The following is a 23,049-nucleotide window of genomic DNA, read 5'->3' as shown; positions in this document are numbered from 1 at the left end:
AATAATATCATCTGACGATTACAGGCATTGCGTTAAACAGGTAATTTTGTTCAAAATAAAAGTAATGGTAAGGCTTTTGGTGCTTGTAGCTTTTCTGATCACCGTTTGTGCCTGTTCATTTAGCCAGGTGTCTTCAATGAAAATTACGACCATTGGCGAGTACGAAGACCTGATAAAATATTACCGGTATTATAAACAGGATTCGGCAGTATATTTTTCGCACAAGGCCCTTGCTTTTGCGCGGCAGCAGAAAGACAGCAATGGCATTGCATCGATCCTGGTGCAAATGGGCATGATAGATGATAATCGCGGCGAGTTTGACAGTTCCTGGCAAAAATATAACCAGGCGCTGGCGCTATTCAAACGCTCCCATTCAAAAAAGGGCATCGCTTCTGTTATGATCCGAATGGGCGTTGTTGAATTGAGGAATGGTAAATACGACAATGCCGTCAAATATTTTCTGCAGGCACTGGAGATCTCTGAACAGGCCGGTGACAAACCCGGCGTTTTGGAAGCCAACTACAGCATTTCCTGGGCCCATCTCGACAGGCATAATTACAAGGTAGCCCTGCAATATCTAAAAACAGCCGAACGGCTGAATGACAGTCTTCCTTTTTCAAATATCTCGCTGAATATTTTTAATCACCTCGGTGTATTGTATAAAGAAACGGGTGAGCTCACAAAGGCACAGCATTACCTGGAGAAAGGCGTACGGTTGAGTGATAAAGTAGAATACCAGGGCCTGAATATTACGCTGATCAATAACCTCGCCTCTGTATACTCAAAGCAAGGGTCTAAAGAAAAGGCGGTAAAATTGCAAAAAGAAGCTCTGCAGCGATCAAGGGCTTTAGGTAATTATCTGCGTGAACTACAGGTATTGTACGGTTTGGCCCGAACGTATGCCCAAGATGATCTGCCCCGGGCCATTGACTACCTGCAACAGGCCATTGCCCTGGCTAAACAAAAAGGCGCTTATAATCAGGAAATGCGTTATCTCAGGGCTATCACGCCATGGTATGTAAAACAGGGCGACTATAAAGACGCATTTCTGATGAAAGAACGGGAAAAGTTCTTGTCAGACAGCTTTCTGCAGAAATCGATGTCACAGAACATCGCTTCGCTAAAGGCAGAATACGAGTTGAGTAAGTCCAATGCCAGGATTAAAGAGCTTGACCTCCTGAATAACAAACGAAGGCTGGAATTAAAGAATGCTTCACTGCTGCACTATGTCACATTTGGCGGCATTGTATTGTTGTTGATCATACTTGGATTATTATACAATCAATACTGGGTCAAGCAGCGAAACAACCAGGAGATCAGTATCAAAAACCAGGCGTTGCAGCATTTGCTCGAAGAAAAAGAATGGTTGGTAAAAGAAATTCATCACCGCGTCAAGAACAATCTGCATACAGTAATGAGCTTGCTGGAAAGTCAGTCGGTATATCTGCGGGATGAAGCATTGCTCGCCATTCAGAACAGCAAACATCGCATCTATGCCATGTCATTGATCCATCAAAAGCTTTATCAGGTCGATCACATGACCAATGTGGAATTGTCGGTGTACCTGCCTGAGCTCATCAATTACCTGCAGGATTCTTTTGACGTTGGCAAATACATACAGTTCAGGTCAGCTATTGAAAAAATGGAGGTGGATATTGCCATTGCAATACCAATCGGACTGATCGTAAACGAGGCGATCACCAATTCCATCAAACATGCATTTTCGGCGCGTGAGCAGAATATGATCAATATCTGTTTGACAAAAACTGACCGCAATACCATCCTGCTTTCCGTTGCTGATAATGGAGTTGGGATGCCGGAAACCGATAACCGGAAAAAAGATTCGCTTGGCTTTAAATTGATGCGCGGACTTACCGATGATCTGCATGGCAGCTTTACCGTGGAAAACCGTAATGGAACTACCATTAGTGTAGAGTTCCCTGCGGGCTTTTTTCCGCACGAAGTAATAAAAAATGCAGCCGCCAGACCTATGGAAGTGTATGCATAAAAACAATATTTATTTTTGATCAACAGTTCATGCATGTCAAAACCATGAAGAAGAAAATCCTGATAGTAGAAGATCAGTTTATTGAAGCCAACAATTTGCAAATTATATTGGAAAGAGCCGGGTACCACGTATGTTCCATTGCCCGGTCGGTTCCTGTAGCGTTGGAGATCATTGAGCAGGAAAAACCTGACATGGTGCTGTTGGATATTTATTTGCAGGGACATTTAACCGGCATCGACCTTGCTGTAAAGCTTCGTGAGAAAAACATCGCCTTTGTATTCCTGTCTGCCAATTCAAACAAAAAAACACTCGACGAGGCCAAGGTCACGCAGCCTTATGGCTTCCTGGTAAAACCTTTCCGGGAAAAAGATATTTTGGTTACGCTTGACATTGCCTGGTACCTGCATGAACAACGCCTCACCTCAAAACCGGTTCGCTCTGAAATGATGCAACAGCCCGCGGATTTTGCAAGAGTGCCTGCATTTAAAAGCTTCATTGGGAACAGCAGATCGGTTAAAACGGTGTTGGACATGGTTTTAATGGTAGCCGGTTCCGATACTTCCGTTTTACTGTTAGGTGAAAGTGGTACCGGAAAGGAAAAGATCGCCGAATGCATTCATGCGCTTTCCCCCAGGCAATCTAAACCGTTTATCAAAGTAAATTGTGCGGCCCTGCCAGCAACGCTTATTGAGTCGGAATTATTCGGCCACGAGCGCGGCGCATTTACGGGCGCCGTCGACAAGCGGATTGGGAAATTTGAACAGGCGAACGGCGGTACTGTTCTGCTCGATGAGATTGGTGAGATGCCGCTTGAAATGCAGGTGAAACTGCTGCGCGTTTTGCAGGAAAAGGAAATAGAACGCATCGGTGGACAAAACACCATAAAGATCGATGTGCGGGTAATTGCATCTACCAACAGGAACCTGGAGAAAGAAATTGCAGAGGGCCGCTTTCGCATGGACCTGTATTACCGGCTGAACGTATTTCCCATTACCCTGCCACCGTTACGTGAACGCAAAGAAGATGTTCCGGAACTGGTCATTCATTTTATGCACCAGTTCAACCGGAAGTTGGGTAAACAGGTGGAAGATATTTCATTCGAAGCCCTGGAAAAACTGTTGGCTTACGAATGGCCGGGAAACATCCGTGAACTGGAAAATGTAATGGAAAGAGCCATGCTGCTCACCACTGGCCAGGTGATCAGGGATAAATCGCTTCCATCACTTAGAAACAGATCGGTGGCTCTTTCGAATGCAGAAGGACCGGTAAAAACCATTGAAGAAAATGAGCGGGATTATATCATCGCTACCCTAAAGAAATGTAATGGAAAAATATCAGGTACAGGTGGCGCCGCTGAGCTCCTGAATATAAAAGTATCCACTCTCAATTCCCGTATCAAGAAGCTGGGCATTAAAGTAGACAGGCTGATAAGTTAACAGGTTGAAGGTCTCCCAAATATACAAGTGAAAGCATGTTATAGCAATTGTTCCCGGTGAAGGACGACAGTAGTTTTGTATCGTTGATGCGCATTTAAAACTTCAAAACTACATGTCAATGGCAGCAATCAAAACCAGGTCGATCGTTTTTATTACCGGAGCTTTCGTTACCAGCGCCTGCTGGGACGAATGGCGCGAATACTTTGAACGCAGGGGCTTTTCAACCATTGCGCCGCCATGGCCGTTCAAAGATGGTACAGCGGCTGAGCTAAGAGCAAAACAGCCAAACGATCTTGATCTGGCCAGGTTGACCCTGCCGCAACTGATAGACCATTACGCGGCTATTGTGAAGGGCTATAATGAGAAGCCTATCGTAATAGGACATTCGCTGGGAGGTTTAATAACGCAGGTGCTGGTTAACAGAGGCCTGGTAGCTGCAGGTGTGGCCATACATTCAGTACCGACGCTGGGCGTTTTCCCTTATGAATTTTCCTTTCTGAAAGCCGGCTGGAAATCGCTGGGGCTGTTCACCTCAATCAATAAGACCTACCTGATGTCTTTCAAAGACTGGCAGTATGCATTTGTAAATGACATGCCATTGATAGAACAGAAAGCAGCCTATGAGAAGTTCACCATACCCGAATCAAAACGCGTAGCGCGGGGCGGATTGACATCGGCCGCCAGCGTTGACTATGCAAAACCTCACCCCCCGTTATTACTCACAGCAGGCACAACCGATAATATTATTCCAGCCCATCTTAATTACCGGAATTTTAAGAAATACAAAAAGAATGGCTCTGTGCTGGACTATAAAGAGTTCGAAGGCAGGAACCATTTCGTGTTAGGGCAGCCGGGTTGGGAAGCAGATGCCGGTTATATTCTGGAATGGATAACCAATAAAATTTAAAAATATGGAGAATGAGATCAGGATAGTGGATTACGCTAGCGATCCACGCATCGACACAAGAACAAAAGCGTTTTTAAAAGCATTGAATACCAGCGGTGGTAAACCATTGGAAACCCTTTCACCAAAAGAAGCCCGCCAGGTGCTGGTAGATGCCCAGGCTTCTGTACAGGTTGACCTTTCAGGAATTGAGGAGTCTGAAAAAACCATTACTGCCGACGGACATACCGTGAAGCTGAATATTGTTCGTCCTGAAGGAGTTAGCGGCGCACTGCCGGTCTTCATCTTTATTCATGGTGGCGGATGGGTATTGGGCGATTATCCTACCCATAAAAGAATGGTACGCGACCTGGTAGTGCTCACCGGTTACTGTGGTGTCTTTGTTAATTACACGCCGGCGCCCGAGGCAAAATATCCTACCCAGGTGAATGAAATATTTGCAGCTACCAAATGGGTGGCAGAAAATGGAGCAGAGATTAATGTAGATGGAAAGAATCTGGCTATTGTTGGTAACAGCGTGGGCGGCAATATGAGCGCCGTAACAGCTCTCAAAGCCAAAGAAAATAGTGGCCCGCAGATCAAGGTGCAAATTCTCTTCTGGCCAATAGTTGATGCCGATTTCGAGACTGCGTCATACAAGCAATTCGGTAAGGACAGGTTTTTGACCACCCCGCTGATGAAATGGATGTATGATCACTATACAACCGATCCAAAACAAAGGAAGGAGATCTACGCCTCACCCCTGCAGGCAACCGTTCAACAATTAAGGGGATTGCCGCCTGCATTGATCCAGGTTGCTGAAAATGACATCCTACGCGATGAAGGTGAAGCCTATGGAAGAAAACTCGATGAAGCCGGTGTACCCGTAACGCTCGTGCGCTATGACGGTATGATCCATGATTATGGTTTGCTGAATGCACTGGCTGAACTACCTGCCGTCAAATCTGCCTTTGTACAGGCTGCAGCAGAATTGAAAAGATATCTTAAGTAATAATACATTCTTCACGCTAAAAAAGGATATAGAAAAATGAAAGGGACCATTATGAAAAGTATTGGCATTGTTGCAGCAACCCTTCTGTCAACAGCCCTTTATGCGCAGAAACCCTCCCCTCAATTATTGAACCCATCGAACCACACCCTTGTATTGATAGATAACGAAGGACAAATGGCCTTTGCCACCCATAGCATTGCCATAGATCAGCTTCGTAACAACACGGCTATTGTTGCAGGGGCGTCCAAAATATTCAGTGTGCCCACGGTGGTAACAACGGTGGCAGAAAGGTCTTTCAGCGGCCCGGTTTTTCCCGAAGTGAGCGAGTTCTATCCCAAAGAAACCAGCAATTATATCGATAGAACCAGTATGAATACCTGGGAAGATGTAAATGCCCATAAAGCTATTGTAGGCAAAGGAAAGAAGCGGCTGGTTTTTGCAGGTCTGTGGACAAGTGTTTGCATTGTTGGCCCCACTTTATCTGCCATTTCTGAAGGATATGAAGTGTTCGTTATTACGGATGCCTGTGGAGATGTAAGCAAGGAAGCGCATGATATGGCCATTCAACGAATGATCATGGCAGGTGCAAAACCAATCACCTCTATTCAGTACCTGCTTGAATTGCAGCGCGACTGGGCCAGAAGCAATACCTACAAACCGGTGACCGATCTGGTAAAGAAGTATGGTGGCGCTTATGGCGTTGGGATCTTGTATGCCCACGACATGTTAAAGCACTAACAGGAGTAAGGTTCATTATAGACAAGGGCCGGTTTTATGCCGGCCCTTTTTTTAAAATCTACCAATATGCGAACAGGTCTTTTTTCAGGCGCCTTGTTGTGCCTGCTTTTTTGTCTGCCCACACATGCTCAAACAAAGGCAGATATCATTATCATCAATGGAAAAATAACCACCCTCGATCCGGCCAGGCCCGAAGCAGAGGCAGTAGCCATAACAACGAACAGGATAGCAGCCACCGGAACAAATACCGAAATACTGAAATGGAAAGGTAAGACCACAAAGATCATTGACGCCCGTAACAACCGCGTGATACCGGGGTTGTTCGATAGCCACCTGCATGTGATCAGGGGCGGGCGTTTTTATAACAGCGAATTGAGATGGGATGGCGTAACCTCATTAAAGCGGGCATTGGAAATGCTGAAAGAACAGGCGCAAAGAACACCAGCCGGTCAATGGGTACGTGTAGTTGGCGGCTGGAATGAATACCAGTTCGATGAGAAACGGCTGCCGACAATAGATGAAATAAATGAAGCAACAGGAAATGTGCCCGCTTTTATTTTATACCTGTACGCAAAAGCCTGGTTGAACAAGGCCGGTTTGCAAAAGCTGCAGATCACCGGAGATACGCCAAATCCGCCAGATGGATTGATCGAAAAAGACAACGAAGGAAATCCAACCGGGTTACTGGTAGCTGAGCCCAATGCATTTATTCTGTATTCAACCCTGGCAAAACTCCCGGAATTATCAACTGAAGAAAAGATCAATTCCACCTTACAATATATGACGGAGTTAAATCGCCTGGGTGTAACAGCAGTCATGGATGCAGGAGGTGGTTTTCAGAATTTTCCAGACGACTACGGCATAACCGATTCATTGAATAAGGCCGGAAAGATCACTGTGCGTCTCCCCTACTTTTTGTTTGCACAGAAAAAAGGGACAGAGTTAAATGATTTTACCAGGTGGACGGGCATGGTTGAAATTGATACTGATGGCAAAAAAGAAGATGATAAAGTGGATTATCATGTAAACGGCGGCGGTGAAAACCTGGTAATGGATGCGGCGGATTTTGAGAATTTTTTATTTCCACGGCCTGAATTACCAGCAACCATGGAAAACAACCTGAAAGCGGTCATTAGTTTATTGGTAAAAAAGCGCTGGCCGTTCCGGTTACATGCAACTTATAACGAAAGCATCACCCGCGACCTCGATGTAATTGAAGCCGTGAATAAAGAAACGCCATTGAATGGATTGGTATGGTTCTTTGACCACGCTGAAACAGTAAGTGAAGAAAACTTGCGACGGATCAAAGCGCTAGGTGGCGGCATCGCCATTCAACACCGCATGGCTTACCAGGGAGAAAGTTTTATTCACCGCTATGGCAGGAAACCGGCGATGAATGCACCGCCGGTTAAAAGAATGCTCGAACTGGGCATACCGGTAGGTTTGGGTACCGATGGAACCCGGGTAGCCAGTTATAATCCGTGGATCGCATTGTACTGGATCACCACCGGAAAAACGATCGGTGGCACGGAGGTTATTGCAAAAGAGAACACCGTAAGCAGGCTGGCTGCTTTGCAGCTGATCACCACCGGTAGTTACGGGTTGATCAAAGAGCAGGCAAAGGGTAAGATCCAAAAAGGGTATTATGCCGACCTCGTAATACTTAACAAAGATTATTTCGCTGTGCCTGAAGAAGAGATCAGGTCAATAAAGGCCAAATTGACGATCGTAAACGGGCAATCCGTGTATGGCGACAACGAATATACACAGTGGGCGCCCGCACCGCCGGCGATTATGCCTACATGGAGCCCGGTTAAGTATTATGGCGGTTATCAGTATTAACCAGGGGTGTCATGTTTTCCCCACAACAACGAAAGCAAATGTGGCAACCTAATGAGTTTAAAGGTTATGCGCATCAACTATCTTTTGGGTTTGGTTTTTATCAGTCTGCAAGGCTTTTCACAGGAATTACCTGCTTTTAAACCCTTGCGGTATGATGAAGATTATTCCTTTTTAAAAAGGGATACGGTCAAAGACTGGTACAAAAGCATAAAATATACGCCGCTATCGAAAAACGAAAACCGATATATCAGTTATGGTGGGGATCTGCGGTACCAGTATTTTTATATTCGGCATGAAGGTTGGGGCGAGGAACCAGAAGATAGAGATGGTTATATTTTAACCAGGTGGCTGCTACATGCTGATGTGCACGCGGGCCGGCATGTGCGAACATTTGTGCAGTTGCAAAGCAGTCTGGCCAACAGCCGGCCGGCCACAAACGCGGTTGATGATAACCCTTTGGAAATGCACCAGGCGTTTATTGATTACCAGGTAAACTCTGGTGCACAAAACAAACTGATCTTTCGTGCAGGCAGACAGGAATTATTATACGGATCGCAAAGGCTCGTATCGGTTCGGGAAGGCCCTAATAACCGGCATTCGTTTGATGGTCTTCGATCGATCTTTGTTTCAGGAAGTTTTAAAGCAGATCTATTTTACAGCCATTATGTAGTGGCCCGCAAAAAAATATTCGATGATGGTTTTGGTAAGGATGTCAGGTTATGGGGTGCTTATATCGTGCAAAACAAGGTGCGGGTTGTAAAGAACATCGAGTTGTATTACCTGGGCCTGCACAGAAAAAATGCCGTTTTTGACGCAGGAAAAGGAGAAGAGTTGAGGCATAGCATAGGTACGAGGATATGGAACGCCAATCAGGCCACGCAGTATGACCTTGAAGCCGTTTGCCAGTTTGGCACTTTTGCCCAACAGCCTATTTCGGCCTGGACGGCTTCAATGAATGTGTCACACCGGTTTCATCGCAGCCCTTTACAACCGGAAGCCGGCTTGAAAATGGAATTGATCAGTGGAGATAAAGATGCAGCAGATGGCAGGTTGCAGACCTTTAATCCGCTGTTTCCGCGAGGTGCTTATTTCGGGTTGGCAGCATTGATAGGACCGTATAATTTATTTGATGTGCATCCTTCGTTGTCGCTGAAATTATTGAGGCGGTTGAGCTTCGAAACAGATTGTGATGTATTCTGGCGTTACAGCACCGGTGATGGATTGTATGCAGTTAACGGGACACTCATTTATCCCGGTAAACATATAGCGAAAAAATATATCGGCAAGCAGCTTGCGGCCGCATTGGTGTATAACCCCAATGGTTATTTCTTCGTACAAGGTGAGTTTACTTGGTTCGATGCAGGGGGCTATTTGCAGCAGGCGGGCATGGGGAAAGATATTCTATTTACGGGTGTGACGGCGCAGGTGAAGTTTTAGTATAGTAATGTTGTCTCCGAATGAACCGGTTTTCCAATTGGATGTTGTAGATATAAACATTACAAGATCTATGATCAGGGAAATTGAAATACTGGCGGCAGACCTGCAGGCGATAAAGACATTTTATGGAGGAATACTGGAGTTGCAGGCATTGGCGGCTCCAACGGGTTACGCTGCTTTTCAGGTAGGAGAAACAAAACTAATTTTCAGGGAAACGAGCGATATGGATCCCTATTATCATCTTGCCATCGATATACCGCATAACAAGCTATACGATGCGTATCACTGGATGCAGAATAAGGCAGCGCTGCTGCCAGTGCAGCATGAAACGGTATTTACGCAGTTTATGAATTGGAATGCCCAGTCATTTTATTTCTTTGATCGCAATGGCAACCTGCTGGAATTTATTTGCCGGTACGATGTGCCCAATTCATCTACGCAGCAATTTTCGTCACGATCATTTCAGTATGTGAGTGAAATTGGCATTGTAACGAATAATGTTATGGAACAGGTAAAGGAACTCGGTGAGCGTTATGGGTTACAGCCTTATGAAAAGCAGCCTGTGCTCGAGAACTTTGCAGCTGTTGGTGATGAAGAAGGTTTGCTGATCGTTTCAATGGAGGGAAGGAACTGGTTTCCTACTGAAAAACCTGCGGGTAGATTTTTTACCCGGGTGGTGATGGACGATGCAGCCAGGAAAGGAAGACTGGAGTTGTTTGTTAATTAAAAGCGGATGATTGTATGAATAGGAGGCCATAAAAAGTTTTATCATTTTATAGCATATTTTTCGGGAAATCAATTTTTTAAGTAAATTTGCACCCCCAAAGGCAGTTTTCAGGTGGCCAAATCAGCCCCAAAAAGGTCAAAAATGCCTGAAATACTGTAATTCGGGTGGTGGCTTTAGATAAGTATTATGTTGGAAGTACTGATAATGTAGCGAAACGATTTGATCAGCATAATTTAGGAAAAGGAAAGTTTACATCGACAGGAATACCCTGGATTCTAATTACTACATTTAACTGTAAATCAAGAAGTGAAGCCGTAGTATTAGAGATGAAAATAAAGAAAAGAGGAATTAAAAGATACTTACAGGATAATCATCTTGTATAGTTTCGGGTGGTGGCGCAGCCCGGTAGCGCACTTGTATGGGGTGCAAGGGGTCGCTGGTTCGAATCCAGTCCACCCGACGAAAAGGATGGTAAAACATCCCAAAGGCTTATAAAACTGAGGTTTTATAGGCCTTTTTTCATTTTTTGATATCAATTTGATGCAAAACGAATCAAGCGTAATGTGAACTATCCGGTGAACTGCGATTCGAAATTAAATTTATGTTCACCTGTTCACCGGATGGCTATAGAATGTAGATGGGTAGCGGATTGTATTCATCGTTGTGTTCGCAATTTGGTGTGAGGAACTATTCATAAAACAAAAAACATGTTGTATGACCAGTTCAGGAACATTTGGAGTTCACTTCGTATTACGCTCGAACAGACAACAAGATGGTAAATCTGCAGTTTATGCACGAATCACCGTTAACGGCACCCGTTGCGAATTAGCCTTAAAAGAATACCTCTCCCCCGCTGACTGGGATGCCGGCAAAGGAATGGCAATGCCAGCGCAGATCTTGGCAGAACCTTTTACGATACCATCCATTTCCTGCAGGCAAATAACCACCGCCAGCACCCGTAAGCGCATTTCGTATAATGAATATTACATTGGCGAAAATTGATAGTGCTGCCTTTAAAGTGTTGACAGAAATCCTTTTAACACTTCTATCGTACGCGCCAGTTGATCATGGTGCAGATTATGGCCTGCCCCGTCAATATGAACAAGTTTTCCTTTCTGTAATACACGGGCAGCTTCTTCATTGGTTTTACGCACTTCAGGTGATGCATCGGCCTTCAGTATAATGGCCGGCGCCTGGATCTTCGCCAATGCATTTTCTGTTCTCATGGTGCCGCTCATCGCCTGCCACGCCTCGTTTGTATAAGGCCCATGGTATTGTTTTTTTGAAAGCGCCCAATAGTACACATCAACACTGTCCCATTTGGGAAACTGACGGCGGCCGGTGGCAACCAGGTCTTCGAACCGGTAATTATTCTGAGCTACCAGGGTTTCCGGACTGCCAACCATATTCACAGAAAGCCGGTCGGGTGCGGTTGATGGCCGAACCTGCGTTGAAGCCGGTGGCCGGTTGCGAGCGCTATCGCCAGGCGGGCGGCCACCTGGAAAACGTCCAAGCATAGGATCTAACATGATGACTGCTTTCGGCAGATCGGGATATTCAGCCCCTACCCTCATGACGGTAGCGGCGCCCATTGAATGGCCCATCAGGATGGGCTTCTCCCATTTCATTGCCTGCACAAATGCCACTACATCTTTTACCAGGGTTTCTCCATTATCTACTGCAGTGAATGGGTCTGACAGGCCATGCCCCCGGGCGTCGAGCATATAAATATCATACGAGCCCTGCAGTTTCTCTGCAAGTGTGGTCCAGCAAAGCCCATTATCGGTAACGCCATGCACCATCACCATCACCGGTTTACCCAGCGCAGGAAGGGCATGATAATAATGAATACGGATACCGTTTGCATATACATAGCCATCTGTGAAACCAGCCGGAATTTTATATTGTGCATACAGGACCATTGAGGGCAGCAGCACCAGGAAGGCAAACAGTTTTGCGAACTTATTGATTCGGTTCATTTATACTTATTTTAAGTGAGCAACCTATGGTTTGGAACTATTGTCAGCACTAACGCTGATAAACCTTTTATTCAGATCATCATATACCATTAATAATCCGTTTGCTTTTCCCTGCCTGTCAAAGATCGCTTCCCATGTGTTTAACGGTTCCCAGATGGCCGAGCCCTTACCATGACCGTTATAAACGTCAAACGCCCGCTCATTTACTTCTTTTTTCAAATGCGAGTACTCCACAACGATCACATCTTTATCGTAACGCCGGGCAAGATCATTCAAATTGTAATGAAGATCTTCCAGTGTACAATGCCATTTTGGATAATAAGAAAGCCCGATCACATCGAAGGGCACCTGCCGTTGCAGCATGTTGTCATAAAATAACACACATTCATCATTCTGCCCGCCCAATGCTACATGCAGCATGATGGGGGTAGAAGGCGAAACAACCTTTACTCCGTTAATGCCCGCATAGATCAATTGCGCCAGGCTGTCGAGGTTGCCAATGTTCCCTTCGGGCCAGATCATGCCATGATTGATCTCGTTACCTACCTGTACCATATCGGGTGTGGTGCCCTGGTCTTTTAGTGCCTGCATTACGTCTTTTGTATAATCGTAAACAGCCTGCTTCAGCTCCGGAAACGGCTTACCTCGCCACGCAGCCGGTTTGTATTGTTTTCCCGGGTCGGCCCAGGTATCGCTGTAATGAAGATCGAGCAGCCATTTCATGCCTGCTGCTTTTACCCGTTTGGCCATTGCCTTCGTGTGTTCGAGATCACAAAAGCCACGACCTGGCGAATAGCCGCTGTCCCTGGCCGGGTTATTAAAGATCCGCAGGCGGATATAGTTAATGCCATGGTCTTTTAAGATCTGAATGGCATCCTTTTCCATTCCGCCATCTGAAAATTTTATCCCGCGTGCTTCCAGTTGCGGCAGAAATGAAATATCGGCGCCGAGCATTTTTTCTACCGGCCGGCTTATACCTTTTGATACAGGAAAAGGGTGTGGCGCGGTATTGACCGGCGTTGGTGTTCCCGGATGAATGGTGATAATATCCACGCTGCCTTTTTGCAGGCCGTCGGCCCGAGCTTCAAAATGAAAACTGCCTGCTGTTTTACCCGACTGCACAATGACCTGTGCTTTACCGTTAAATAAACGTCGCTGCCAGGCGGAATCAACGAAGTATTTGTCTGGTTCGTGACTGCTGGGATCACCATTTCCGACGCCAATAATTTTTGCCCGTACGACCGAGTCATCCGGGCGGGCGTCCCCCTTTAAAGAGAAGCGGATCAGGTGTGCTGCATCAGGCACTTCCCTGCCCTGGCGGTCTGCTACGGATATATTTATGACTGCAATATCCTTTCCATCGCCTAACATGGTGGTCTTGTAGGGTGATAAAATGATCTCATGCGGTTCCCCGGTAGTTTCCACTTTACTGGTAAGTTTACGGCCTTTTTTATAAGCTACCGCTTCCAGCGTTCCGGGTTCATACGGCACCGACCAGGTAAGGTGCGAATTCCGTGGCATGTCTTTCTTACCCAGCGATCTGCCGTTCAGGAACAATTCCACATTGTCGGCGTTGGTGTTCACCCATACCTCGATGGGCTGTCCTTCTTTGCCCTTCCAGTTCCAGTGCGGAGAAATATGCAGTACGTCTTTATCCGTCCACCAGCTTTGATAGTAATAATAAATGTTCTTTGGAAAACCGCATACGTCCATTACGCCAAAATGCGATGAGATGTTCGGCCATTTGTAGGGCGTAGGTTCACCGCGGTAGTCAAAGCCGGTCCAGATAAAACCACCCAGCCAGTAATCATTGTCGGCGGCCAGCTTCCACCAGGTTTCAGCCGTACTGGCCCACCAGGGGGCGGTGATGTCCTGGTCGGGCACATAGGCGCGTATAGAATCCTTTTCATAAATGCCTCTTGTTGTTACTGTGCTGCCCATCTCGGTGCCAATGATGGGCTGTTTGGGATGATCATTATGATAACCGGCCACGCCGAACTGGCGGTAATTAAACCCGCGTACCGGAATTACTTCATTCACTCCATGGAACACATTCGCCATATCGGCGGCGTATGTGCTTACCCGGGTGGGATCGAGCTCCCGTTGTTTGGCAAGTAAAGTCTGGGCTATATTACGGCCGGTTTCATTGCCTTGTATCCAGCCCTCTTCATTACCTATTGACCACATGAAGACGCAGGCGCGGCTGCGGTCCCTTTTCAGCAGCCGTTCAAACTGATCGAGGTACTCCGTAGAACTGTTGAGCAGGCGTTGCTCATCCATCACGAGCATACCAAGGCTATCGCATGCATCGAGCAGTTCGGGGGTTGGCGCATTGTGGCTGGTACGATAAGCATTGCTGCCCCATTGCTTTAACAGGCGAATGCGGTAGTATTGGAGATAATCAGGTAAGGCGGCCCCCACTCCTGCATGGTCCTGGTGATTATTGGCGCCTTTGATCTTTACATGCTGACCGTTGAGAAAGACACCGTTTGCTTTTATCTCTATGTTACGAATACCAAAACGCTGAGACACACTGTCCACCACTTTGCCGCCCTGCTTCAACACCGACACAACCCGGTACAAATAGGGGTTATCGATCGACCAGAGAATAGGATCCGCTACCTTTAAATTATGCTGAACGGTTGTTCTGCCATTTACATTTATAGCAACCCGCTGCTCAGGAGAAGCTGCTAATTTTCGGCCGGTTCTGTCTGTCAGGAACGAAACAACGGTAACGTTCGCTGGTGATAAAAACCGGTTCTGCACTTCGGTTTCCACTGTTACCGTAGCTGCTTTGCCTTTAATCGTAGCATATGCAAAAATGCCGTCATTCCCGATATGCACGGGATGGTATTGATTCAGCCATACATGGCGGTAGATGCCGGCGCCCTCATAGAACCAGCCCTCATATTGTGTGGCATCCACTCTTACCACCAGTGTATTGGGCTTGCCGTAGCGCATGTAATCGGTAATATCGTATGCCACCCCTACATAGCCGCTTTTATTGTTGCCAAGATAAAAGCCGTTCAGCCAGAAGCTGGCATCTCTGAACACCCCGTCGAACTGTAACTGAAACCGCTGACCGGAATCTGTTTTGGCTACGGTAAACTGTTTGCGGTACCAGCCAATGCTGGTTTCGGGAAAAAGGCCGCCAACCGGTTTATAGCCATGCGCCATAACATCAAAGTTCGATGAGTTTACGAATGGAAGCTCTACCGCCCAATCGTGCGGAAGGTTCAGTTTTCGCCAGCCGGAATCTTTAAAACGCGGGTCGATGGCCGTGCCGGCAGCTCCACCACTTTTTGAGAAAATGGTAGCAATGCTGTAATTGAAATCTTTTTCTGGATCGGCGGCATGCCCAAAGTGAAAACGCCAGTCTTCATCGAGATTAATGTGCTTACGAAGCATGGTGCTTTGCGCTATTGCGCCAACTGTAAATAAAAGGAGAACGGGAAAAAAAGGAATTGATAAATAAATTCGGTTACGCATGCCACACTTATTTTTTAATCCAGATGGATTCAATTTCCATCGAATAAGGTTTTATAATTTCAGCAGGACCGGGATCTGCATATAGGATTACCTGCAATTTTTCCACTTCCGCAATTGAAAACGAATGCCGGCCTGCGGGTGAAAACCAAAGCGGCATAAAGCCGGGATATGGTCTTGGCAGCAAAAGCATCGAGTCCTGTTGCAGACGGCTCAGTGGTATCTCCACATCCTGCAGTGATGTAGGCAGGGAAATGGTTGCTGAAAAGGGAACCGCATCTTTTGTGATGAGGATGAGCTTAGCAGTTAGCGGTTGTGCATTTGTGGTACGCGCCCTCAGCACAATGGTTTGCATTGCGCCCGGTTCTAAGCGACGGGTTGCCAGTTTATCTTTTACATAGCTTTGAAAGCCAAACACCTGGTTGGCCGTTAGTTCACTGGCCATGCGAAATACAAAACTGCGGGGCCGTTCTGCGGGAAGCAGCCTGCTTTCATTGCCCTTGCGGGATGCGGCATACGTCACCGGTTGTTTATCGGTAGCTGCATGGAACAGGGAGATCGCATTTTCTTCGGGATGAACCGTTAGTTCATACGTTGCAGTATTGTAATAATCCCAGGCCAAAGGATCACCTTTTACATTACCGGGATAAACATAATAGTCCTTTCCTTTTTGAATTACGATCCGGTAGTTGATGACGCCGGGTATCAGCAGCCCGGCAGGTAGTTCTAACGTGTAAGTATGCCCTTGCGTTCGTTGAAAGCGTAAGGGTCTTGCGCCGCCCCGGCCAAAACCAGGCAGTTGAAACGATATCTGGTCGGCAGAGTCCAAACCCACGGCCTGCAGGTGCAGGTACAACGGCCTGCCGGCTACTGCATCTGTAACCGGCTGATATGTTAGTAGCGGAGTTGTATCCCGTATTGCCGGCGCGGCAAATTCGTTAAGCATAAGATATCCGGTACGGGCACCGCCATTCCACTTACCAGCGGTTTTTCCCTTTCGGGTTACGAGGTAAGCGCCCGGTTCAATAAGAAAACGGTTGGAGTTCACAGTCACCTCAAAATCGTTCCCTTCATTCAGCGGCTGCAATGTAAAATCCTCGCCCAGATCGGGGATAACAAACTGCATGGCATGCCGGTTCCATTCAATACGGGTGACCTCTTTTTGGGGTGAGGCCCTTTCAAAAGGATCACGGATATGTATGGCATCGGGCATTACCTCAAGCCGCCAGATACCGTCTTCCAGTTTATCGAGAAAATAAGCGCCACTGCCGCCGTATTGCACTACCGGCGAGCTGCCTACGCCGGCAATGTGCTGCAAAGCTGCCGCCGAAGCGGGCATGGTTGATGTGTTGTTGGAGTAATAAAATTCATCTCCGCTATTCATTTCGCTCAGATCGTTTTTGTAGCTTACGCGGAACACATCGAAGCTGCTGTCAGCCGGGTAGGTACTAAAGGTTTTTAGCCGCGGAACGCGATGGAACACCTTTGATGCAATGAGTAAACTCACCGCTTTACCGGGCGTATACGCCAGGTTGAGATAATGGGTTTGATATTCGGTATTACCATAGGCCGTCGCCAGCGGATCGTAGGCAAACTGTGTAGCCCATTGAAAACCGGCCGTTTTAAAACTGCGGGCCATGGCCGGAAGCATGTTCGACTGCAAAATGTCGGCAGGGTCAAATTCATATACTATCCGTGCTTTGTTACGGTAAGCCGGGATGGTATCAAACGGAATAGCATATACATCCACATTCGGCAAAAAATTGCCTTTCACTTCGCGATTGGCAACCAGGCCGCTGGGATACCATTGCATACTAAAGCCATTTACACTGGCAGCAGCCACAGCACTTGCATAGGAAGTGTTCTGGCTGATATTGTAAAACAGCGGTTTGGTGAAACCGGTGCTTTTGATGGCCGACACCATGCGGTTGATATAGCTGGTAACGCCTTCCTTTGGTCCGCTATGGATGGGCTCGTTGTTGATCTCTACTGCAATGACATCCGGGTCGCCCTGGCAGGTGCTGTTCGTATAAGGATTTACATGCCTGAAGAATTGCTGCAGATAATTTTCCTGCGCCCGGATAGCGCTGTCGTTTATATTGGCCCTTGCCTTTCCCCATTTGGCAGAAAAACCGGGTGTGGGTTCATCGCGTTCCGGATAACCATTGCCCCAATAAGCTATGGGCGTGATGATGGTTTTAATGCCCCGCTTTTTCAATGCGGCCAACAGGTAATCAAACAGCTCCAGGTGTTCGTTTTGCAGCAGATTACCTGCCGAATCGGAAATTTCCACGTCCCATACATGTACCCGGAATGCATCTATGCCAAGGCGGGCAAAATGATAAACGTCTTTGTCTATTTCCTTCTTAAGATCCAGGTTCAATGCTTTAACCGAACGGTACCCATATGCAAAGGGAACGGTATAATTAACGCCAAAAAAAGCCGCTTCCGCCCCGCCTTTGGTATAGCGAATCACTCCTTTGTTGTCTACATAAACAAGATTGTTCTTTGTAGCTCTTTGGGCATAACTCCATGTACAACCTGAAAGTATCAAAAGTGCCGGTAACAATACCTTTTTCAATTTCATTTTCGTTTTCTGCCTTTAGCGATTGGTCATAATTGTTCATCTAAAAATATTACATCTTATGCTACCAGGATTTAATAGCCGTCGTTCTGCTGAATTTTTCCATTGCCGGCGCTCAACACATATTGTGGGATAGGAAAATAACCATTGGCCCCGATGGGGTTCGGTGTTTTGCCGGCGGCTTGTAAATATTCGTTCCATTTACCGAAACGCATAAGGTCGATACGGCGGAATCCTTCGAAGTACAGCTCCCAGGCTCTTTCCTGTAAAATGGACGAAGCGAAGGCTTCTTTTGTGGCCGTGCCGGCAGGCGGCAGATCGCCTACACCAGCCCTGGCTCTTACCTCGTTCACAAAACCAATAGCTTCGCTGGTCGGTCCTGCATGTCCATTAATGGCTTCCGCCATCATTAACAATACATCTGCATAACGGAGAACGGGAATGTCGTTGCCCTGAAAAGCCGTGGCATCATCATCGGGGTATTTGGCTATTACCGGCCCGCGCAGGCTGGCCCTTGTTTTTACTACCCCGGTTGGATTACCGGCGCTATTGACGGCATTGTAAGTAGTGATAAGTAGCGCTCTTCGTTTATCCAAAGGATCGAATGAATCATAAAAACCCCAGGTAGCAGTAAACGATGAGGGATTTGAATAACCGCCTTTTCTGGGGCCGGTAGATAACAAACCCGGATAGTCGGACGGATAGGTATAAAAGCCCCAGGCATTAAAATTGCCTTTTGCTCCGGAGCCATCTCCCGCCGGGTCAACCGAAACAGCCCAGATGGTCTCATTGTTTTTCTCGGTGGCCACCCTGAACAGGTCCTGGTAGTTGGGAATGAGATTATAACCCATGGCCATGATCTCCCTGCCCACGGCTTCCGCTTTTTGATAATTTTTATCAAACAGATACAGCCGCATCAGCACGCCGAGGGCAATGCCCTTGTTGAAGCGGCCATATTCCGCCGGCGTTTTTACCAGGTTATCCGCTGCATAGCGCAGGTCTTCTGCTGCAGCCGCCACGAAGGTGGCTTTATCGGGCCGGGTAAGATCCGCTTCCGCTTCGGTTCCGATCTTTGAAGCATCCAATATTACCGGCACCGTTCCGTATAGCGTATACAAATAATACATCAACCAGCCTCTTGCCATGCGCGCCTCTGTCACTAATTGTTTTTTCTTTGCGTCGGAAATGGAAGCATTCTCCAGGTCGGCGATGATCTTGGTGATACGGGTGATAAACCTTGTTTTTTGAAAATGACCATTGGTGCCATGATTAATGCGCGGCAGAAAATTAGCGGCGCTCATTTCTGTCCAATACCCGCCCCACTCAGGGAAAGATGCGATGAGGTCGGAAGGAAGATCATTAATAAATGTGTTGCTCCATTCCATGCCATGCCACAGGTACTGGTTACCTCCATCGCTATACGACCATTTAGAACCAAAAGGTTTATACACCTCCAGTGCATAGGTCTCAAATTCTGCCTCTGTTTTTGGAAAATTCACGGGAGAAAGCACGCCAAATGAAGTTCGGTCGAGTCCTTTTTTACAACCGGCGCCAATGGCAACAGCAGCCAGTGTGAGAAGCACTAATAATTTGTTCATTTATAAAAAGTTTAAGCGTTCGTTAGAAATTTGCTCTTACACCAAGGGAACAGGTTCTTGCCATAGGATACGGCGCAGGGCCGCCCTTTACACTGGCAACGGTTACTTCCGGGTCTACATATTTGAAATTGGTGATAATAAATGCATTTTGTACGTCTGCATACAAGCGCAAATTCGAAATATAGCGGGTGAGTTTGCCTGAGTTAAAGGTGTAACCCAGGGTAATGTTCCGGCAGCGTAAGAAATCGGTTTTTTGCAAGCCGATATCGGTACCTACCGGTAAACCCAATGCGCTTTCGTTATACGCCACACCCGGGCGGGAGCCGGTGGGATTGGAGGTTGCCCACACTTCATTCAGTTCCCGAACACCATTCTGACTGCCTACAACAAAATCCACGGCATTGCTCCAGGCAGCAGCCGGCGTGGTGGCTTTTCCGCCTATCTGCCCGTAAAACATCAAACCGAGGTCAAATCCCTTATACCGGAAGGTATTGCCAAAACCAATGGCCAGCTTTGGGTCAGGGTCGATTCGGTATACATCAGCCGTATCTAATTTTTTATCGTCGTTGCGGTCCACAAAGATCGGTGTACCTGGCTGGCGGGCGCTGGCCGGTTGCGATTCAGGGATGGCTTTCACCCCGTCAAGAATACCATCAGTTTTATAAACATAATAGGAATTAACGAGGTCCTTTTCGCTTTGCCAGCCTCGCAGGAACGTATTTACAAAACGTTCTTCCCACCGTAACGTGGTGCGCGAAAGGGTGATAAGGCTTGTCCACTCAAAAGAGGCTTTGCGAACGTTGACGGTGTTGATGCCCAACTCCCATCCCTGACGTACGCGGTGGCCGCTGTTTACCGGTGCCGTGGAAATTTGTGACAACATGGGGGTGTTCACGTTCGTGATCAAACGGGTAAGGTCATCGCGAAAAACATCGAAGGACCCGGTAATGCGTTCGCCTAAAAAGCTGAAATCAACCCCAAGGTTTTTGTTTACCGTTCTGGGCCATTGCAGATCCGGATTATCCAACTGGGTTAAGTAATAAGGCACATAAGCCACTGCACCATTGTTGAAGGTAACTACATAGCCGTCGGGACTGAAGGTGCCATAAGCCTGCGAACCGGCACTTCCGGTAACGCCGATACTGGCCCGCAATTTCAGCAGATTGATAAACTTTATGTTTTCAAAGAAAGACTCGTTTGAAATTTTCCAACCGAGCGAGGCGCTGGGGAAAGCAGCGTATTTGTTTTGCGGGAAGAACTGGCTATAGCCGTCGTAGCGGAAAGAAAGCGATAGCATATAACGGTCCAGAACGTCAAAAGAAGTTCTGGCAAAGTAGGACCGTAATTTGGTCTCGTTCCGGGAGGAAGAAACAGTTTGGGAACCAAGCGATGCCGTACCCAATGCATCGGTGCCGATCGCATCCATCATATCGGCGCCGGTGGCAGTAAAACCGAAACTGGCCGTCGGGTATTGTCCCATACCAACCATTGCATCCACATTAACGGCGTTCAGCAGCCGCTGTTTATACGAAACGGTCGCCTCCAGCGTCTGGTTCTGCCGTTTGGAAGTGGACAATGCACCGCGTGAACGATTCAACTGATCGAAATAGGTGGTGGAAGGAATAAAAAAGTTACGTTCGGCATTTTCGGTATTATTACCATACAGCAGCCGGGCGGTCAACAGCTTTGGGATCAATTTGATGTCGGCCGAAAAGCTGGCAAACAGGCTGGTATTATTTGTTTTGTCGCTAATGTTCATTAGGGAAAGCGGGTTACCGATAATGCGGAACTGGGTGTATTTACTGGTGCCCGGTTCATATACAGGTAAATAGGCGGGGTAAGCGATTGCCGCCTGCACGGCACCAAAGCCCTCGGGGCCGACGCTGGCAGTCTGCGCCCCGGCCTGTGAATTCTGGTAATCGTTACGGCCATAATTCACATTGGCAGTTAAAGACAGAAAAGAAGTCAGATTAAATGTAAGGTTCATACGGCCGGTATAACGTTTCATTCCGGAGTTATGAACCGTGCCTTTTTGATTGAAAAAGCCGCCGGAAAAATAGTAATTCACTTTGTCGGTAGCCCCACTGATGCTGATATTGTGATTGTCGATGCTGCCGTCCCGCAACACATGACCCAGCCAATCGGTGCCTGCGCCGGCGTTGTTGATCTGGTCTTCGGTGAAAGGCTTTATGGTAGGACTGTTATAATAATTGGTAAGATTGACCGGCGTCGTTCCAAAGGGCGCCATTTTATTATCAAACAAATACTTGTCGAGCGTTAGCTGATTGTAATAATTCATGTATTCAGTGGCGTTCAGCGGCTGGAAATAATCCATATTCTTAACTACCGACCGGCTGCCGTCATAGCTCACACTGGTTTTGCGGCCACGGCCTTTTTTGGTAGTGATGATCATCACCCCATTTTCTGCATTCACACCGTAAATGGAAGCGCTGGCGTCTTTCAGGAATTCAATGGATTCAATGTCATTCGGGTTGATGCCGGCAAAACCACCGCGGTTTACGTTGCCATTCATGGTGCGGTTACCGCTGCCCGGTTCCAGGCCCGAAAACGGCAGCAGCACACCATCTACTACAACGAGCGGGTTACCCCTGCCGCGGATGGATACATCAATATTTCCGCCGGGTTCAGCGCTGTTTTGTACTGCCACGGTGCCCGGCGCCCGGCCAAATATGAGTTGGGTCACCGAGTTATTCGCAGCCTGTGGTACGCCTTTGGGGTCAATTTTAGAAACGGCGGTGGTAAGGTTCCGGCGCGAAGTGTTGCCATAACCTATTACCACTACCTCATCCATACTGGCGGGATTTGTGTTCAAAACAACTGTAAGGGCGCCGTCATTGCCCAGTTTCAATTCCCTGGCCAGAAATCCAACTGAAGTAAATTGAAGTGTTTCACCCGGGGAGGCAGATATTGTAAAATCCCCGTTTTCATTGGTTTTCGTCGTTGCCGTCGGGCGGTCTTTCACGCTTACGGTAACATTAGTTAAAGGTTGGTTTGCGGCATCCTTTACTTTTCCGGTTATGGCCTTCTGTGCATAGGTGCTTATACCGGTCATTAAAACCATACAAAAAAGCGAAAAGCGAAGCAGTCGTTTGTTTTTCATTTTGGCAGTTTTATAAATATAGAAGAGACTGAATCAGACGGACTAAACTACATTGGAAGGCCGCCAAAGACTTGTCGTCCTGTTCATTCCTTTGGTCCTGGTGTTCAAATTCGCGGTTGTTTGACCGCTGCTATCGCTTTTGAAGCTATTTTAGCAGTTATACGAGCCGTGCCACGGTTCCAAACCATGGCACGGCTG

The 23,049-nt window shown here is 47.2% G+C and carries 15 protein-coding genes and 1 tRNA gene; 11 read left to right on the top strand and 5 right to left on the bottom strand.

Features of this window, described 5'->3' with window-relative positions; all coding sequences use genetic code 11:
- The first annotated feature begins 64 nt into the window (after positions 1–64).
- The 11 genes from JUB15_RS17340 to JUB15_RS17290 all read left to right on the top strand — a co-directional run bounded on the left by JUB15_RS17340 (position 65) and on the right by JUB15_RS17290 (position 11,085).
- Positions 65–2,008: a tetratricopeptide repeat-containing sensor histidine kinase gene (locus tag JUB15_RS17340; protein ID WP_207513757.1), complete on the top strand. Its 1,944-nt coding sequence runs from the start codon at positions 65–67 to the stop codon at positions 2,006–2,008.
- A gap of 44 nt (positions 2,009–2,052) precedes the next feature.
- Positions 2,053–3,444: a sigma-54-dependent transcriptional regulator gene (locus tag JUB15_RS17335; RefSeq protein WP_207513756.1), complete on the top strand. Its 1,392-nt coding sequence runs from the start codon at positions 2,053–2,055 to the stop codon at positions 3,442–3,444.
- A 118-nt stretch (positions 3,445–3,562) separates the two neighbouring features.
- A complete protein-coding gene (locus JUB15_RS17330; protein ID WP_242696393.1) occupies positions 3,563–4,351 on the top strand; it encodes an alpha/beta hydrolase in 789 nt (262 codons plus the stop codon).
- A 4-nt stretch (positions 4,352–4,355) separates the two neighbouring features.
- A complete protein-coding gene (locus tag JUB15_RS17325) occupies positions 4,356–5,339 on the top strand; it encodes an alpha/beta hydrolase (protein WP_207513754.1) in 984 nt (327 codons plus the stop codon).
- A gap of 36 nt (positions 5,340–5,375) precedes the next feature.
- Positions 5,376–6,077, top strand: a complete 702-nt coding sequence (locus tag JUB15_RS17320; protein ID WP_242696392.1) for a hydrolase — start codon at positions 5,376–5,378, stop codon at positions 6,075–6,077.
- 66 nt (positions 6,078–6,143) lie between these two features.
- The gene (locus tag JUB15_RS17315; protein WP_207513753.1) at positions 6,144–7,919 is read left to right on the top strand and encodes an amidohydrolase; all 1,776 of its coding nucleotides are present in this window, start codon (positions 6,144–6,146) and stop codon (positions 7,917–7,919) included.
- A 51-nt stretch (positions 7,920–7,970) separates the two neighbouring features.
- Positions 7,971–9,356, top strand: coding sequence for an alginate export family protein (locus JUB15_RS17310; RefSeq protein WP_242696391.1), 1,386 nt, complete (start codon positions 7,971–7,973; stop codon positions 9,354–9,356).
- Between the two features lie 70 nt (positions 9,357–9,426).
- Entirely contained in the window at positions 9,427–10,083 is a 657-nt protein-coding gene (locus tag JUB15_RS17305; protein WP_207513752.1) for a VOC family protein, read from the top strand.
- Between the two features lie 164 nt (positions 10,084–10,247).
- On the top strand, positions 10,248–10,466 hold the full coding sequence (locus JUB15_RS28800; RefSeq protein ID WP_369411549.1) for a GIY-YIG nuclease family protein: 219 nt from the start codon (positions 10,248–10,250) through the stop codon (positions 10,464–10,466).
- Between the two features lie 3 nt (positions 10,467–10,469).
- Positions 10,470–10,543: transfer RNA gene (locus tag JUB15_RS17295), tRNA-Pro, on the top strand.
- 254 nt (positions 10,544–10,797) lie between these two features.
- Positions 10,798–11,085 (top strand): Arm DNA-binding domain-containing protein, encoded by a 288-nt coding sequence (locus JUB15_RS17290; RefSeq protein ID WP_207513750.1) that lies wholly within the window; start codon positions 10,798–10,800, stop codon positions 11,083–11,085.
- Between the two features lie 11 nt (positions 11,086–11,096).
- Here JUB15_RS17290 and JUB15_RS17285 read toward each other — a convergent pair whose 3' ends face one another.
- The 5 genes from JUB15_RS17285 to JUB15_RS17265 all read right to left on the bottom strand — a co-directional run bounded on the left by JUB15_RS17285 (position 11,097) and on the right by JUB15_RS17265 (position 22,851).
- A complete protein-coding gene (locus JUB15_RS17285; protein WP_207513749.1) occupies positions 11,097–12,062 on the bottom strand; it encodes an alpha/beta fold hydrolase in 966 nt (321 codons plus the stop codon).
- A 24-nt stretch (positions 12,063–12,086) separates the two neighbouring features.
- Complete coding sequence (gene galA / locus JUB15_RS17280) at positions 12,087–15,551, bottom strand: beta-galactosidase GalA (RefSeq protein WP_207513748.1); 3,465 nt, start codon at positions 15,549–15,551, stop codon at positions 12,087–12,089.
- Between the two features lie 7 nt (positions 15,552–15,558).
- Positions 15,559–18,135, bottom strand: coding sequence for a cellulase family glycosylhydrolase (locus JUB15_RS17275; RefSeq protein WP_207513747.1), 2,577 nt, complete (start codon positions 18,133–18,135; stop codon positions 15,559–15,561).
- Positions 18,136–18,206: 71 nt separating this feature from the next.
- Entirely contained in the window at positions 18,207–19,730 is a 1,524-nt protein-coding gene (locus JUB15_RS17270; RefSeq protein WP_207513746.1) for a RagB/SusD family nutrient uptake outer membrane protein, read from the bottom strand.
- Between the two features lie 22 nt (positions 19,731–19,752).
- Positions 19,753–22,851: a SusC/RagA family TonB-linked outer membrane protein gene (locus JUB15_RS17265; protein ID WP_207513745.1), complete on the bottom strand. Its 3,099-nt coding sequence runs from the start codon at positions 22,849–22,851 to the stop codon at positions 19,753–19,755.
- Between the last annotated feature and the right edge of the window lie 198 nt (positions 22,852–23,049).

Origin of the sequence: Longitalea luteola, assembly GCF_017356035.1 — a bacterium.
In the GTDB taxonomy this organism is placed as follows: domain Bacteria; phylum Bacteroidota; class Bacteroidia; order Chitinophagales; family Chitinophagaceae; genus Niastella; species Niastella luteola.
Note: the sequence above shows the minus strand (reverse complement) of the source record. Positions and strands in the feature narration are given on the sequence as shown.